Here is a 16,351-nt window from a genome sequence, read left to right on the forward strand (position 1 = left end):
TGCGGGTGCCCGTTGCGGGGCGGGCATCATGAAAGGCAATCCACCCATCCTGGTGGTGACGCCGGCGGTCGCTGATGCGGAGCTCGTGGCTGCCCTGCTGAGTGAAGAGTTCGACAACATCCGTGTCTCAACCAAGCCGGAGTTTGCCGTCAGCGACTTCGAGGAGCACCGGCCTGAGGTACTTGTCCTCGCTTTCGACAAGCTGGAGGAGGCGGAACAGTATTATCAAGACCTCTTCCGTTTGAGCTCGGTCGCACCCACCGTGCCGCATCGCACGCTCGTCTTATGCACTGGCAGCGAGCTGTGGGAGACCTATGAACTATGCAAGAGTGCGCATTTTGATGACTACATCCTATTCTGGCCGGCAACGAATGATGCGCCGCGGCTACGCATGGCTGTGCATCACGCCCTGCGGCAAACGCGCCAGCCGCCGCCGGACACTGTATCAGTCGGGCAGCTAGTTGCGTGCGCCAAGCAACTCGCCACTTACGATGCCCAGCTTGAGGACCACGCCGCAGAGCGCAGTGAGCGTATCGACTTAGCGACCCGTTCGCTGAGTCTGGCGGAGGCAGCCATCGCGAGGGAGCTCGATGGTTTCTTGCACAAGGTGCGCGCAATGCCGAGCGCGAGAACCATGGCCGCCGGCGATGCGTCGGATTTCCAGCGCACGATCGAGCAACTGAAAGCCGAGGCCATCGGCAACCACTTGGCGTCCATCAAGCACACGATGGAGGATATTCGCGAATGGCTTGGTGGTCTCTCCCTGAAAGCGGAGCCGCGGATCGAGTCAGCCAGGGCATTGCGCGAGCTCGCAGAAAAGTTCGAGCCGCTAGTGCTAGTGGTGGAAGACGATGAGTTTCAGCACGACCTGCTGCGCGCGATCTTGCGCGATGCAGGCTACAGATTGGTATTTGCTACCACTGGGCTGGAGGCGACGGCCGGCCTGCGCCAGTATCGGCCCGATCTGGTGCTGATGGACATCGAGCTCCCCGATATCAGTGGCATTGAAGTGACGCGGCGGCTCCGCCTCTTGCCCTACATGACCGATGTGCCGGTGATTATGATCACGGGGAACAGCGAACGAAGCGTGGTGATCGAGTGCCTAAAAGCTGGCGCAACGGATTTCGCGGTCAAGCCATTCGACAAAACCAGTTTGATCGCCAAGATTAACAGCTCTCTGAACAAGCTCGGCGTTGAAAGCGGCAAGTCCTGACTTCGCTTTGGGATTCGTCGGTGTTGGGCTGCACGGCAGCGCGTCGATGCGATCGATGGGCCAGAGAGGTTTATGCGATCGACCTAATAGACTATGGATAACGACATAGAACGAATGAAAGTGCTGGTGGTCGATGACGATCCGTTCGTCCTCAAGCTATTGACCCGTCAATTGACGCAACTGGGCTTTCGGGACATTGTCGCGTTCGAGCGCGCGCCGGATGCCCTTGCTCTGCTCGAGAAGGAAACGCAGTCGATCGGCCTAATTTTCAGCGACTTGCAGATGCCGGATATGGACGGCGTTGAATTCGTCCGGCATCTGGTGGCAGCCGGCTATGCGGGGGGCTTGCTGCTGGTGAGCGGAGAAGATCCCCGTGTCATTCAGAGCGCCCAGAAGCTTGCGAGGATCCAAGGACTGCATGTCATCGGGGCCTTGCGCAAGCCCGCTTCGGCAAGCCAACTGAAGGAGCAATTGCTGGGCAAGCCACTTGCCTCCGCTCAAACCGGTCCGGCTGTTCAGCGTTTCCGCTTTCAAGCCGAAGAGCTGCGACGCGCGATTGATACTGGGGATATCGTCAACTATTACCAGCCCAAAGTTTCGTTGCAAACAGCGGCGCTGGTGGGTATGGAAGCGCTGGCGCGTTGGCAGCATCCCAGTGCGGGGTTAGTGGCCGCAGGGCAGTTCATCGAGTTGGCGGAAGACAACGGGCTCATCACCGAACTGACGCGTTTGGTGTTGACAAGCGCGTTACGTCAGGCACGGTGCTGGCAGGATGCAGGCCTACCGTTGTCGGTAGCAGTCAATCTGTCGATGGACAGCCTCACTACACTGGACCTTCCTGACTTCATTGAACAAACAGCCAACCAAGTGGGGGTCTCCCTTTCCCGGCTAGTCCTCGAAATCACGGAGTCGCGTGTAATGGCCGAACCGATGGTGGCATTGGATGTGCTGACGCGTTTGCGGCTCAAGCGCATCGCGCTTTCCATCGACGATTTTGGCACCGGGTATTCATCTCTGGCACAGCTGCGGGATATCCCTTTCGACGAGATGAAGCTGGATATGAGCTTTGTCCACGGAGCATGGAAGGAGCCACCGCTACGCACGATTCTTGAGGCCACGCTGGGGATGGCACGTGAATTGGGGATTCAGACCGTGGCGGAAGGCGTCGAGGACCTGCAGGACTGGCAATTTCTGAGGGCGAGCGGCTGCAATCTGGCTCAGGGCTATTTCATTGGTCGGCCAATGCCTGCCGGGGAAGTGGAACAGTGGATCGCATCTTGGGAAGCGCGGCGTGCTTGTTTGATAGGCTAGCTTACAGTACCGTGCCACGCGCCGACATCGCCTTCCCGGCAGGATGCATGGAATGGTATCGCAGTAGAGCGCCAGCGCATGGCGCCAGATGGCTTTTTGGCGCGCGTAGGGGAGGTTCCGGCCGCAAGTCTGCTTGTTGAGTGGAGTAACAAGCACTAGGATTAGTGCATCCACAGCTGTTTTGGAGTCATTACCGTGGACACAAACCTCAAGATCTTAGTGGTCGACGACTTCCCTATCATGCGTCGGATCATCCGCAGCCTGCTCAACGAGCTCGGCTTTTCGAATATCGAGGAAGCCGAGGATGGCGCCATCGGCCTGCAGAAGCTCCGGGATGGTCGATTCCAATTTGTCATTTCAGATTGGAATATGCCCAATATGGACGGCCTCACTATGCTGCAGACTATCCGCAGTGACGCGACGCTGGCCAAGCTGCCGGTGCTGATGGTGACAGCTGAGGCCAGGAAAGAGAACATCATCGCGGCGGCAAAGGCGGGGGCCAGTGGTTATGTGGTCAAGCCGTTTACCGCGGCAACGCTGGACGAGAAGATCACCAAGATTTTTGCGAAGCTGGCCGCGGAAGGGATTTAGGGAAGATATTCTTGCGACAGGTCGCGCTTAAACACACAGCATTTGCCAGCCCACCCTTGAGTCCTTTGCAGCGCCAGATTGGAGTAGCGTCGCGCACGCAGGCGACAGGATAAAGGTGCACTGCCCCCAGCCGGCTGGCGAACCAGTGTTTTCCGCGGCTCAAGGACCGGTTATCCACATCGACGCGTCGTTGGCAGGGGCCGAGCCTATTGACGTCGGTGCATGCGCTGATCGGAGGTGCGCTGGTAATGGTCTTCGGCGCGGAGCACTCTCACCACCCTTCTGCAACGGAGGTGTCCTCGCCGGTAACGGGGCAGCGTTGCTGTCAAGGTGCTGGATTACAGAATCTAAAGCTGGCTGGGGCCGAGGCGCAGCTCGGTGGCGAGGCGGGCGTAGGTTCGCCAGGCCCAACGGCGAAAGGTTGCCAAGCAGGTGTCTAGCGCTGCGTGCTAGCCTGTTGCAGGGCCCGTTCGATGAGCGACGGCGCGCGCTCGGGTATCGATTGGAGGGAGACCAACCATGTCTATCGAGAAGTATCGAGGATACATTATCGAGGGATTCGCAAAGCCCGCTGGGAGTGGGGAATTTGCATCCTTAGGGCGCGTAACCAAGGATCGCCACGTCATCATGGAGTCGGAGGTGCTCGGGCTCTACGAGAGAAATGAGGACGCACAGGGGCATGCAATTCTATGGGCTCAGGATTACGTGGATCGGCTGGAGAACCCTCACTGAGCCTAATGCAAGTGTTGACGCTCCAGCGGAACAATCTCGCTATTAAGAAATAGGGAGTGCCCTTTATCATGCTGCGATCCTGCGCCGAGTGAGCTATGGGGCAGCTATTGCGATGGATTGTGGAGGAGTACCGGGGGATGTACGTCTACGCGACCGCCTTCAAAGTTCAAGTCTCAGACGACGTTGGGGCGGCCGAGCAGATGTGGAGCTACGCCGTGGCGATCGGACACAACGCGGACCACACCGATTGGGAGTATGGGCCGGAAGCCGATTTCGCCAGTTATTTTCTGGGCAGTGTCGCCTTATCGAGATGGGATTCCGCCAAGGAGGCCCAGCGGGATATGGCCTTCGGCGCGTGCTCGTGGACCAGCACGGCGTCATGAAAGGGGAAAGGGCCGCTGGCAAGGGGAGAGCACAAGGGTATCCCAGACTGACCGCGTGATCTTGATGCCTGGCCCGGAGAGCGAGGTACGCACTGTCAATCTCATTTACTCGTGGTTCATTGAGGAGTCGCTACCCTTGCGGTTTCCTCCCCGCTAATTCACTGCTCCCCAAAAACGGGCACCCCACTTACGTGGGGTTTTGCACTACGATATTTAGCGCCCGTCACCCCCCGGTTGTTATAGATTGTAAACACATATAAACGGTCGGTTTCGAATAGGTGCGCCGGCCAATAAGTGCATTTTTCGCATCAGTCGTTTGTGACCGCCGCTCAGCCGCATGGGCGCCATCGGACATCCCGGGGGAAACAATCTTGCGCCAGACGCTTGCGCGCGTGCTGCGCCCGCTTGGACGCCTTGGGTCGCGCACCATCACGACGGGCTCCGTGCTGCTTGGCGTGCTGACGACGACCGTCGTCTATGCGTTCTGCACCGACCTGCTGGAAAGGGACGTCCGCCTGCGTTTTGAGAACGATACCGGCGACGTCATCCAGCAGCTCGATACACGGATCCGGCTCTATACCGACGTACTGGTGGCCTTGCAGGCGCTGTTCGGCGCCAGCGACCATGTCTCGCGCGGCGAGTTTCGCGATTTCGTCAGCGGGCTGAACCTGCCGCAGCGCTATCCCGGTTTCCAGACGCTGAACTACGCGCCCTATGTGCCAGCGACCGAGCTCGACGCCTTTGTCGCCGATCAGCTCAGCGATCCGATCCTGCGCGATGCGGGCGTGACGTTCAACGTCCGTCCCCCGGGCCAGCGGCCGGGCCACTTCGTGCTGACCTATGTCGAACCGCTCGCCATGAACCTGGCATCGATCGGGCTCGACATGGGTGCGGAGCCGCGCCGCCTGGCCGCGCTGGAACGGGCGCGCGATACCGGGAAGTCCGTCAGCAGCGGCCGCCTGATCTTCAGCGAGGCAAAGAACCCGCATGTGGGCATCGCGCTGCGCCTGCCGGTGTACCGCAAGGTGCCAAACCTGGATTCCGTGGAAGCTCGCCGCGGCGCCTATATCGGCTCGGTCGGGGCGGGCATCCGCGTGGACGACCTGCTGAAAGACCTGGTCAGCAGCGAGAACCTGCGCCGCATCCGGTTCCGCGTGTATGACGCCGGAGACTTTGCCGAGGCCGCGGTTCCCCCCTCCGCCGCCAACTTGCTCTATGACAGTGTGACCGGCCTGGCGGCCCGGGGACGCAGCCGGGGCGCGGGCGCCAGCGGCGTCCACGCCAGTGCCGCGCATGGCGCGACGGCACTGGCGCACGGCTGGACGGGCGCGGGCCAGCATGACCTGGCCAAGAGCGCGGTGCGGGATTTCGGCGGACGGCGCTGGGTGATCGCATTTGCTGCCGATGCCAACGCCATCAGTGGTCCGCAGCGCTACCTGCCGGCGCTGGTGGTGATTTCCGGCGCGATCATCAGCGTGCTGCTGGGTTGGCTCACCTACGCGTTGTCGAGTTCGCGGGCGCGCGCCGTCGCCGTGGCCGACCAGATGACGCACAGCCTGCGCGACAGCCAGGCGGCGCTCGCCGAGGCGCAGCAGATCGCCCATGTGGGCGACTGGCGCATCGATTTGGGCAAGGACATCGCGCATTTTTCCCGGGAAATGGCGCGCCTGCTGGGCTGGCGCGGAGACAAACCGACGCCGGACGCGCTGTTCCAGGCGATCGATGCCGGCCATCGCGCCGTGCTGCAGGAAAAGATGCGGGCCGCGCTGCCGGATCGGCAGCCGTTCGAGTTCGAGTGCCCGTACCGGTCGCGGCGCGGACGCCGGGGCTGGCTGCACCTGATCGGCCACGCGCATGGGGCGCACGACAGCGCCGTGCTGCGCGGAACCGCGCAGGACATCAGCCAGCGCAAGTGCGCCGAGCAGGCGAGGGCGCAGGAACACCAGATTGCGCTGCACCTGGCCACGGCCACCAGCGAGATCGAGGTGCTTGAGGAGATCGTCCACACGCTGCTCGAAGGCATGGATTGGGAGGCAGGTGCCTTCTGGCCGAGCGACGACAGCCAGGGAATGAAGCTGCCGCCGGTCTACCTGGCCCGCGTCAAGGCGCTGGAGCCCTGGCTCGCCGAACGCCCTCCAGGGCCCGCCGATGCCGCGGTCTTGCAGGCGCCACAATGGTATGCAAACCGGAACGCGATGGCGCGGCACGCGCAAGCCAGGTGGCTCGACGCGGGCGGCATCCGGACGGTGTTCGCCTTCCCGCTGAGCAGGGGCCACGTGACGCTCGGCGTCGTCGAACTCTATTCCCGTGCCAGGCGCAGCCCCGATGCGCACGCGCTCGCGATGGCGAGCGGTATTGCCAATCAGACCGGGCACTTCTTCTTGAGGCGCCAGGCCGAAGAGAACCTGCGCTTCATCAGCAATCACGATGCCCTTACCGACCTGCCCAACCGGCTGATGTTCAAGGCCGAGGTCGAGAAGGCGCTGACCCGTGCCCGCGCCAGCGACCAGACCCTGCATGTCATTTTCGTCGACCTGGATGAATTCAAGGTCGTGAACGACACGATCGGCCACAACGCCGGCGACACCGTGCTGCGCTTGATGGCCGACCGGCTGCGCGAGAGTCTGCAGGAAGTGGAACTGATCACCCGCTTCGGCGGCGATGAATTCGTCGTGCTGCTGGACCCCAAGGGCGATCCGACGCTCTTGGGCCGGACCATCGCCAGGATCCAAGCTGCGCTCGCGCCAGGCTTCGTCGTCAACGAATCAGAACTGCGGATGACGGCAAGCATCGGCATCAGTTCCTTCCCCGAGGACGGCAACGACTGGCAGACCCTGCTCAAGCATGCCGACCTGGCCATGTACGGCGCCAAGCAACTCGGCAAGAACGGCTACCAGTTCTACTGCCGCGGCATGAGCGCGTCCCTGCAGAAGCGCATCGACATGGAGTCGCACCTGCACCGGGCGCTCGAGCAGAACGAATTCGTCCTCTACTACCAGCCGCGCATTGCGCTTGCGTCGGGAGCGTGCACGGCGGTCGAGGCCCTGATCCGCTGGAACCATCCGGAACTCGGCATGGTCATGCCCGGAGACTTCATTCCCTTCGCGGAGCAGAGTGGCGCCATTGTCGAGATCGGCGCGTGGGCCCTGCGCGAAGCGTGCCGCCAGAATGCCGCATGGCGCGCCGAGGGACTGCAGCCGGTGCGGGTCTCAGTCAATCTTTCAGCACGGCAGTTTGCCGACAAGTCGCTCAGGCTGACGATCATCGATGCCCTGCGCCAAGCGGGCTTGCCGGGCAACCTGCTGGAGCTGGAGCTCACCGAAAGCATGGTCATGCGCGATGCCGAACAGGCATCCAGCTGGCTCTCGCGCCTGAAGCGCACGGGCGTGCGACTGGCGATCGACGACTTCGGCACCGGCTATTCCTCACTTGCCTACCTGAGCCGCTTCCCGATCGATACGGTCAAGATCGACCGTAGCTTCGTCCGCTACATACCGGAAAGCCGCAGCGACACGCAGATTACCAGCGCGGTGATCGGGCTCGGCCACCGGCTCGGCCTGGAAGTGGTCGCCGAAGGCGTGGAGAACAAGGCGCAACTCGAATTCCTGCGCCGCGAAGGCTGCGACGAATTGCAGGGCTACTACTTCAGCCATCCGCTGCCGCCGGCGAAGATCACTGCCTTCCTGGCCAGCCGCATGGAGAATGGCCCCACTTTCGAGCCGGGGCCGAAACCGATGCGCGCCTGACTGCCGGCAATCCGGCGCGCGCATTATGCAGTCCAATAAGGGATTTATCCAGGATGAAGGCCTTGCTGCAGCAGAAGCATGCGCATTGGGCGTCGGAATCGTTGGCACAGGCAGAGAGCGGCTACAGGCACTTTCCTCAAACCGGTAAGAGCCAAGTCTAAGTCACGCGACAAGTCCGGCTTGCGTCCGAGTAATCTCACTATTTCGGTAACTGCAGTCTCACAAAGAACGTCTCAGTCTCACCAATTCCGTTTCCCCGCACGTGTGAGAAACCGGACTTCGTGAGACTGCGTCTTCAGTGAAATCAAGGGCTTATCAATTAATTCGGTTGCCGCTCGCCCGTCTTAGAATCGGAATTAGTGAGACTCCCTTGACGCAAAGCACGAATTCGTTGGACTGCTCCTGCAGGCGCCCGCTCGCGCAGCTGGCTTGTCGCCATTGGCCTCCTGCGTCTACTATTGCGCAAGTCCGATGGTCATAACGGTAAAGCAGGATGCTGCCGTCGATGATCGAGGGGACCGCTTGCGCCGCCGAGCCGCGGGTCCGCGGACGGCATTACCGCGCATCTCCCTGCACGGCCTCTTTGCCAAAACGAAAGAACGAACGAATTGCAATGGCGCTGTTCATCCAAAAACCGATTCTCTGGAACACCAACCACTACCTGCGTCCCTCGGGAGTGAGCGTCACCAGCGGATATCCGCGGGAGACCGGTTATGGGCACGAAGAGTGGAACAACTCACCACGCCTACTGTTCAAGCGGGGCAAAGAGCGCTTCCGAGTCTTCCACACGGAACGGCTTGGCTCTGCGCCGCTCGACGAAAACGCCGGGCAGACGTTCGTCTTTATGACCGTCTCGCACGACGGCGTCCAGCAGCTCGTCGGCATTGCAGGCAACGCAATTGGGCTCACTCAAGAACGCGACAAGGAGCAACGCAAAGATATCGTTCAAAAGCTTCGGTTGGGCGAGTTGTGGGAGGACGCTTGGGCGGTCGAGAATGTGCAGAAGCAATACGGCGGCAACCAGCATCGGTTCCTCTCTGGCTGGCATCGAAATCTGCACTGGATCCCCAACTGGATTTGTCCCGAGGACTTCTATTGGTGGCTCGATGAACCGGTCACGCTCGACGCGCGCGCGATCACCGGCAAAGGCAAGCTGCTGGGCATGTTCGGCAGCTATACGGAATGGGATCTGCCCACCGTCGGCCGTGTGCTCGACTCAATCCCTCCGGACCGGCGCACCGAAAAGTGGGCGCGTCTCGCGGACGCAATGCAGTGCGCACCGACGGAGCCCCTTGACGCCGAGGATCGCCCCGACGGTGAGCAACCGATCACCGACGTGCTCACGCGAGCGAACGCGCGGCGTGGCCAAGGCCAGTTTCGCGAGAACCTCATGCAAGTGTGGGGCGGCGCTTGTGCTGTCAGCGGAATCGATTGCCGTGAGCTGCTCATCGCCTCACACATCAGGCCGTGGAAGAAATCTACGGCTAAGCAGAAGCTCGATCGCCTCAACGGGCTTTTGTTGTCGGCAAACCTCGACGCGCTCTTCGACAAGGGGCTTATCACCTTTGATGAGGGCGGGGACATGCACGTCTCCCCTAGACTGGACGGTCGCCATCGCGGCGCGCTCCGATTGCCCCAGCCGCTACGCTTCGTGCCTAGTGGCGTTGAGGTATATCTGAAATACCACCGCGACAACGTCTTTCAGCGCTGAGTGGCGAGACACGGTCCGGGCAGCAGTGTTTCGGATTCTGGCGCGCCGATATCTCGGCGTAGGTTCCGCGAGGCGGCGATCTGTAGACCCGTGACTAGCAGCTTCGGGGGCACTATCATTGACGCCTGCACACTGACACCAATTCCAAGATCAGGCCCCGGGGAGGAGCAACTTGCGCATGAACCATGCCGCCCAGATCTGCGCGCTTTCAGCGTCGGAACTGGAAAACTTCGTCGATGACTGGATCGCCCAGCGTGTGAAGGACTACCACGCCCATGAACTCTGGCGTGGCACGGGCGACATGGGCCGCGACGTCACCGGCTACGTCACCGATCGCCGGCTGGAAGGCGAATGGGACAACTTCCAGTGCAAGCAACTCACCTCCAAGCTGTCGGAGCGTTCGGCCTTCGTCGAATTGGGCAAGATCTTCATGCACTCCGCCGCCGAAGCATTCGCACTGCCGAGGGCCTACTATTTCGTTGCCCCTTACGGCCTTGTTCGCAATGCGCGGGACTTCATCGCGCATCCCGAGAAGTTCAGACGGGCTTTTCTAGACGACTGGGACACCGAGATCGCCCCGTACCTGGTGCAGAGTCAGGTCATCAAGCTAACGCCGGCCATCGCGGCTAAGATCCAGGCGTTCGACTTCACGAAGGTCGACTGGCTGGACGCGACCCGCCTTGCCAAAGATCCGGCCTGTAAGCCGGCGCTGGTGAAGTGGTTCGATGAGGATCCAGGACCCTGGATCCGGGGCACCGTGCCCGATGAGATTCAGGCCAACGAGTCGTCCTACATCGGCCAGTTGCTCAAGGTATACGGCGAGAAGGGGCCAGGCACTTACCCGGACGCCGCCGCGGCGCTGGACTGTTCGGAGATTGGGCCGAATCTGCGCCTGCAACGCACCCGCTTCTTCGATTCCGTAGCCTTCGAGCGCTTCTACCGGGACTCAACCCCCGAGGAATACCTGAAGAACTTCAGAGACGAGATCTACCTCGGGGTGGTTGACGTCCATGAGGGCACGCATCCGAGCCGGTACGTCCGGCTGGGCCAGGTTATGCAACAGGCGGCCGTTCTGCAAGCGTCTGGCGTGCTAGGCAAGCACGCCAGTCCGCCTGTCAAGCAAGGCACCTGCCACCTGCTTGCCAACGAGGGGCTGCTACCATGGGATCGCTAGAGCGCCCCGCGACGGCCTCCGTCCATCCGTTCAACAGCACGCTGGAGACGGGCATTCGGGCGCTTGTACTGCTGGAGGCCTTCCATCCGCGACGTTGCGACCTGCTGGAGATGACCTGGCTGGACCATCTCGTCGTGCACACCGGTGACTTGGACGGCCAAGACGTGCCGAAGAGCCTGCATCCCGACCTGCCCAACCGCGCCGGCGAGCTGCTGGTGCGCCGCCAGCTGGTGGAGAAAAGCCTGCGGCTCATGCAGCAGGTGCATCTCGTCGAGGTGTTCGAAAATGCGGAGGGCATCGCATTCGGGGCCAGCGAGGATGTGCCGAGCTACCTGGACCTGTTGCAGGCGCCGTATTCCGTGGCGCTTAAGGAACGGGCCCGCTGGATGGCCAGGCGCTTCGCGGGCCTACAGACCGAAGAGATGCGTGCGCTGATCGAAAGCCGCATTGGGCGCTGGACCGCTGACTTCCGCCTCGACGATCCGACCGCGAGGTTAGAATCATGAACGGCTTGCACCTGCGCCACCTGGTCTTCACTGGCCCCAACATCGCGCCCGCCGAGCTTGAGTTCGTCGACGGTCTAAACATCGTCTACGGCGCCTCGAACACCGGCAAGTCCTTCGCGTCCAAGGCCATCTCGTTCATGCTGGGTGCAGTCAGCACCCTGCCCGAAACCGAGGAGATCGGGGCCTATGACGCCATCTGGCTGGGAGTCACCTTGGGCGATGAGGGGGACTTCACCCTCTATCGTTCTACTCAGGGCGGCCACCTCAAAATATATACAGGCCTGATCAAGGACGTGCCAGCCGAAGGCGGGGTAGTGCTGCGCGAAAAACATGACCGCAATCGCACCGACACCGTGTCGCATCGGCTGCTCGAAGCGATCGGCCTGGCAGGTAAATGGGTGGTCCGCGACGGCAACGGCGCGAAGGATTCGCTGTCCATCCGAACGCTGTCGAAGTACGCCATCGTGGCCGAGGACGACATCCTATCCGAAACCAGTCCGGTGTTCCTGTCGCGCACGCCGTCGGAACGCACCTTCGAGCGCAATCTATTCAAGCTCCTGCTGACGGGCAAGGACGATGCTGCGGCCGTGACGGTGCCCAAAGAGGGTGAGCGCAAAGCCGCCAAGGCCGCAAAGATCGAGCTGGTCGATGAACTGCTGGCCCAGCTCGATACCGAACTGGGTGAAACGCCGCCGGACGAGCAAGAGACCAAGGACCAGCTGGAACGCCTGGACGAGAGCGCCGGCGGTCTGCTGACCCAGTTGCGGGCTGCGCAAAGCGAACTCGACGACGTCGTCGTCCAGCGGCGCGGTACGCTGGATCGGGGCCGCGAGATGAAGGAGCGAGCCGACGAGCTGGAACTCACGCTACAGCGATATGCCAAGTTGCAGGCGGTCTACGCCTCGGACCTGGAGCGTCTGCATTCAATCGAAGAGAGCGGCTACGTGCTGGCGACGATGGCCGGTCGAGATTGCTCGGTCTGCGGTGCGCCGCCCGGCGCGCAGACCCACAACCACGCGGCGGAAGAAATCTCGATGGCGCACATGGCCGCCGCTGCCGAAGCCCGAAAGATTGAGCGGGAGCAGCGCGAGCTGGCACACGTGGTCGCCTCGTTGGAGACCGAGGCCGTCGGGTTGCGCACGACCATCCAGAATCTCGACGACGACGCGAAAGCACTGGACGCCATCATGGAGGCGCTCCGCCCTCAGGAGGCGTCCCTGCGGGATAGCTACGAGACCTACAACTCGATGCGTTCTGGTGTCATTAAGGTGCTCGACCTCTTCGAGCGCCGCGCCAAGCTGGTCGCACGCCGGGCCGAGATCGGCGCCGCGCCCACCCGACGCGATGGCGAGGGCCCGCCACCCGGCCCCGACTCGACCACGCTGTTCGACTTCGGCGAGAAGGTGAAGGCGGTTATGACCGCTTGGAAGTTTCCCGACGCCGAGAAGGTGCAGTTTGACGGAGCGACCAACGACATCACCATTGGTGGTAAGCCGCGCTCCGCCAACGGGAAGGGCGTCCGTGCCGTGTTGCATGCGGCCTTCAAAGTCGCGGTGTTCGTGCACTGCATCGAGAACAACCTCCCGCATCCCGGCTTCCTGGTGCTCGACACGCCGCTGCTGACCTATCGCGAGCCGCTGACCTCAAGGCACGGCGACTTGTCGCAGGATGAGCAGGCTCTCAAAGCCAGCTCGCTTGCCGAGCACTTCTACAAGCATCTGGCCAGTCTCAAGGAGCAGGTGCAGATCATCGTCATCGAGAACTCCGATCCACCTCAGACCATCCGACGGCTGGCACGCATAGAAGTCTTCACTGGTCAACTCGGCGAAGGGCGGTTTGGCTTGCTGGCAAGGCGAGCCTGATCGTGGCGTGCCCCGAAACTCAAATATCTTGAGCGCCTAGCTTGGAAGCCGCCATCTTCCCATCCGATCAGCAAAAGGCGGAGAAGGGTCGACTGCTGCCTGTCGCCGGTGACCTTTTCGCTCCGGCGACGGCCGAAGTCGCGCCGACCTTCATATCATCGCAACGCTACCTGTCGCGCCCGAGTCCGGGCAGTCTCACGATTTCCGTTTTTCTAGTCTCACGAAAAGTCGTCCTAGTCTCACTAATTCCGTTTCCCTGCATTAGTGTGAGTAACCGGAGTTCGTGAGACTGCAATTTCCGAAAGATCAATGAGTTATCAGTTAACTCGGCCAGCGCTCTCCCGCGTTAGAACCGGAAATAGCGAGACTGCCCTAACTTGAAGCGCGAATTCGTTGGACTGCTCCGCACCAGTGGCACACTGTCTCTCGCCGACTGAAACGGCCAGTAGTATTCCGCCCACACACGTCGTTGCGCGTCCGTGCAGATTCAAGAAGGGCCCGCTTGCCTCGAGTCGTTTCGCCCAAACCTTGCCGAGTGTAGTCGTACTCTAGCGCAGTCCGCGGACGCACAAGAGTCGCAGTGACCACACCGCGTCCCGCCCGCCCGGCTTGTCACCGCTGTTGAAGGAGTGCCGCATCTGTAGGAGAGTCTGCTCGACCAGCTCGGCTTGCCGGGCATCGCTCAGTTGTGGACGGATCTGTCGCCACAAGGCCCACAGTTCCGCCATGTTTTGCTCGTAAGTGGCGCCGCTCGAGCTGGGGTATTCATCGGGCGCGTCTGTCGCTATCGACAGCGCCTTCGCAAACGCGGAAAGCAGTGCTTCCAGGGACATGGCAGGTGAGTGGCACTAATAACAAGTTAAGTATGCGCTATGCCGGGCGACCACTTCAACAATGTAGATCAGAAGCGGAATTGTGACCGCGACGGCACCAGGTCGCGCGCTTCATCTCAGCACAACCTGGTTGCGTGTGTTGCGCTTGGCTTGGTAAAGGCCGCGGGATTCAGCCACGCTCGGCTAGGTCGGTTCTCAGCGCAACAGATAGTTGGTCTCGCGACCGCAAACGACGCAGGCTTTCCTTTCGAGTTGAAACGGCATCTGCTGCATGCTTCGCGCAACCAGATGCTATCCACTCATACTTGGGCGAAGATAATATGCCGCATATAGCACATTTGAAGCGTCGGTATGACGGCAGCAACTCAGACCTATGCGACTGGCGGACCGCCTCTTGGGCCAATCTAGGGCCAAAACAGCCGCTGGGAGCGGCGATCAAGCTATGACGTGGGCCCCGGGAAAAACTGATGCCGCTATACTATTTGCGTCTAAGTTTTGGAGCGTCTCACAGTGCGTGAACTCATCGAAGGCTTCCTCCGTTTTCAACGGGAAGCGTTTCCCGAACGATCCGAACTGTTTAAGAGTCTTGCCAGCCGTCAAAGACCTACCGCGCTTTTTGTGACATGCTCAGACAGCCGGGTAGTGCCGGAGCTCCTAACCCAGTGTGAGCCTGGGGCACTGTTTGTTATCCGCAACGCGGGAAACATTGTGCCTTCGTATGGGCCAGAACCCGGGGGAGTCTCAGCGACAGTTGAGTATGCTGTATCGGTTCTTGGGGTGTCCGATATCGTGATATGTGGCCACTCGGACTGCGGCGCGATGACCGCCATCGCGACTTGCGCGTGTCTAGATAACTTGCCAGCAGTCGCTCAATGGCTCCGTCATGCCGATTCGGCTAAGGCGATCAACGCCGCTCAGGAGTACCCTTCGGCTGCGGATCGTCTGGAAGCCCTCGTCCGGCAAAACGTTGTGGCTCAGCTAGCAAACATACAGACCCACCCTTCTGTCGCCTTGGCACTGGCGCAGCACCGGGTGGATTTGCACGGATGGGTCTACGATATTGGGCACGGCTCGATTGCGGCACTGGATGGGTCCACGAAGGAGTTCGTGTCCCTGGCCGAGCACCCAGAAACCATCGCTGTCAAGACGCGACTCTGACGCTTACGGTTGCTCGCTACGGCCGTCCTACTGCTCCCTCTTCGGCAGGGAGCCGGCGAAAAAACCTAAGCAGAAGACAGATTACCGTTCCCAGTATTAATGCAGCCACCAATGCCAAGCTCACCGCCTTAGCGCGCCGAGCAGACCGGTAGGTGGTTGCCTTCGCTTCACGGAACTTACCCAGCCCGCCAGAGTGAGGGTTTCTGCGCGTAGCTGCAGCGGACCTGTAGGTGCCCGTAGACACTCGCGACACGTCGGGCTTGAGTCCGGGTAGTCTCACCATTTCCGTAACTGCAGTCTCACAAAGAACGTCCCAGTCTCACCAATTCCGTTTCCCTGCAGCACGTCCGCACACCTGGCACTGCCAGGCCCTTTTCGGATCGGTGTATATACTGTACAAACATACAGTTAAGCCACCGTGAAAGCACCCGACTACTCCATCCCAGAGGACTGGGATCGCATTTACATCCTGGACGACAACGGCAGGCCCGTCCGCGTATTCGATTTCGGCATCAAGGTCGACTGGCAACTGACCGCCGGTAAGCGGTACCAGCTGCGCGACGAGATGCCGGAGTATGGCGTGGTCGTCCAGACCTATTTCTCTTGCTGGGCAAGCATGCACGATGACAAGTCGCCGACGTTCTGGACCACCCTCAAGGGCAACGGGCTAGACCACATCTTCCGCTCGAGAACTTGGGAGGAAGCTCAGGATAAGCACCGGCGGGTAATCGAAAAAGTGCGCCGCAGGCTACCACACAAAGGCAGCGGTGTCGGACGGCGCCTGATACCGTCACGGCGCAGGCAGGGCAGAGACTAGCTCCATAAACTTCAGGAGACAGCCATGCCTGGACATGACATCCACGTCGTACCGGCCGGAGACCGCTGGGCAGTTGAGGCTGAAGGCGGTCACGGCCGCGAAACGTTCGATACACAGGACGAAGCGATCGCCGCCGGAACCAGCCGCGCCAAGGAAAAACAGGTCGAGTTGTTCATCCACGGTCGAGGACATCAAGGGTTAATGTCGTGGCCGGCCGCCGCCGGCGTCCGCTTTGGCCGAACTACAGCCGACACTGTTGTGCGAGCTGGCGTGCGTCCGAGTAGTCTCACTATTTCGGTATCTGCAGTCTCACA

14 protein-coding genes and 1 pseudogene are annotated in these 16,351 nt (G+C 61.1%); 14 read left to right on the forward strand and 1 reads right to left on the reverse strand.

What is annotated here, in order from left to right:
• The first annotated feature begins 28 nt into the window (after window positions 1-28).
• From AC07UK_RS25920 to AC07UK_RS25970, 11 genes and pseudogenes are all read left to right on the forward strand, one after another.
• Complete coding sequence (locus tag AC07UK_RS25920; protein ID WP_494686624.1) at window positions 29-1,213, forward strand: response regulator; 1,185 nt, start codon at window positions 29-31, stop codon at window positions 1,211-1,213.
• A gap of 114 nt (window positions 1,214-1,327) precedes the next feature.
• The gene (locus AC07UK_RS25925; protein ID WP_494686623.1) at window positions 1,328-2,524 is read left to right on the forward strand and encodes an EAL domain-containing response regulator; all 1,197 of its coding nucleotides are present in this window, start codon (window positions 1,328-1,330) and stop codon (window positions 2,522-2,524) included.
• Window positions 2,525-2,719: 195 nt separating this feature from the next.
• Window positions 2,720-3,115, forward strand: a complete 396-nt coding sequence (cheY, locus tag AC07UK_RS25930) for a chemotaxis response regulator CheY (protein ID WP_494686622.1) — start codon at window positions 2,720-2,722, stop codon at window positions 3,113-3,115.
• Window positions 3,116-3,634: 519 nt separating this feature from the next.
• On the forward strand, window positions 3,635-3,847 hold the full coding sequence (locus AC07UK_RS25935) for a hypothetical protein (protein ID WP_494686621.1): 213 nt from the start codon (window positions 3,635-3,637) through the stop codon (window positions 3,845-3,847).
• A 137-nt stretch (window positions 3,848-3,984) separates the two neighbouring features.
• Window positions 3,985-4,230, forward strand: a complete 246-nt coding sequence (locus AC07UK_RS25940; protein WP_494686710.1) for a hypothetical protein — start codon at window positions 3,985-3,987, stop codon at window positions 4,228-4,230.
• Window positions 4,125-4,363, forward strand: a pseudogene (locus tag AC07UK_RS25945) (recombinase family protein); the annotation flags it as partial. The gene AC07UK_RS25940 and the pseudogene AC07UK_RS25945, both read left to right, overlap by 106 nt.
• Before the next feature lie 238 nt (window positions 4,364-4,601).
• Window positions 4,602-7,976, forward strand: coding sequence for a bifunctional diguanylate cyclase/phosphodiesterase (locus AC07UK_RS25950; protein ID WP_494686620.1), 3,375 nt, complete (start codon window positions 4,602-4,604; stop codon window positions 7,974-7,976).
• Between the two features lie 613 nt (window positions 7,977-8,589).
• Window positions 8,590-9,687 carry an HNH endonuclease gene (locus tag AC07UK_RS25955; RefSeq protein WP_494686619.1) on the forward strand — a complete coding sequence of 366 codons (1,098 nt, stop codon included), beginning with the start codon at window positions 8,590-8,592 and terminating at the stop codon, window positions 9,685-9,687.
• Window positions 9,688-9,865: 178 nt separating this feature from the next.
• Window positions 9,866-10,861, forward strand: coding sequence for an ABC-three component system protein (locus AC07UK_RS25960; RefSeq protein ID WP_494686618.1), 996 nt, complete (start codon window positions 9,866-9,868; stop codon window positions 10,859-10,861).
• On the forward strand, window positions 10,849-11,367 hold the full coding sequence (locus tag AC07UK_RS25965; protein WP_494686617.1) for an ABC-three component system middle component 2: 519 nt from the start codon (window positions 10,849-10,851) through the stop codon (window positions 11,365-11,367). Before AC07UK_RS25960 ends, AC07UK_RS25965 begins: the two co-directional genes overlap by 13 nt.
• Window positions 11,364-13,229: a hypothetical protein gene (locus AC07UK_RS25970; RefSeq protein WP_494686616.1), complete on the forward strand. Its 1,866-nt coding sequence runs from the start codon at window positions 11,364-11,366 to the stop codon at window positions 13,227-13,229. Before AC07UK_RS25965 ends, AC07UK_RS25970 begins: the two co-directional genes overlap by 4 nt.
• 548 nt (window positions 13,230-13,777) lie before the next feature.
• Here AC07UK_RS25970 and AC07UK_RS25975 read toward each other — a convergent pair.
• Window positions 13,778-14,062 (reverse strand): hypothetical protein, encoded by a 285-nt coding sequence (locus tag AC07UK_RS25975; RefSeq protein ID WP_494686615.1) that lies wholly within the window; start codon window positions 14,060-14,062, stop codon window positions 13,778-13,780.
• A gap of 510 nt (window positions 14,063-14,572) precedes the next feature.
• Here AC07UK_RS25975 and AC07UK_RS25980 point away from each other — a divergent pair.
• The 3 genes from AC07UK_RS25980 to AC07UK_RS25990 form a co-directional block, all read left to right on the forward strand.
• Complete coding sequence (locus AC07UK_RS25980) at window positions 14,573-15,220, forward strand: carbonic anhydrase (RefSeq protein WP_494686614.1); 648 nt, start codon at window positions 14,573-14,575, stop codon at window positions 15,218-15,220.
• A gap of 418 nt (window positions 15,221-15,638) precedes the next feature.
• On the forward strand, window positions 15,639-16,037 hold the full coding sequence (locus tag AC07UK_RS25985; RefSeq protein ID WP_494686613.1) for a hypothetical protein: 399 nt from the start codon (window positions 15,639-15,641) through the stop codon (window positions 16,035-16,037).
• Window positions 16,038-16,061: 24 nt separating this feature from the next.
• A partial coding sequence (locus tag AC07UK_RS25990) for a DUF2188 domain-containing protein (protein WP_494693896.1) occupies window positions 16,062-16,351 on the forward strand: 290 nt, incomplete at its 3' end.

The sequence above is a fragment of the Cupriavidus sp. GW821-FHT07C08 genome (genome assembly GCF_059419025.1).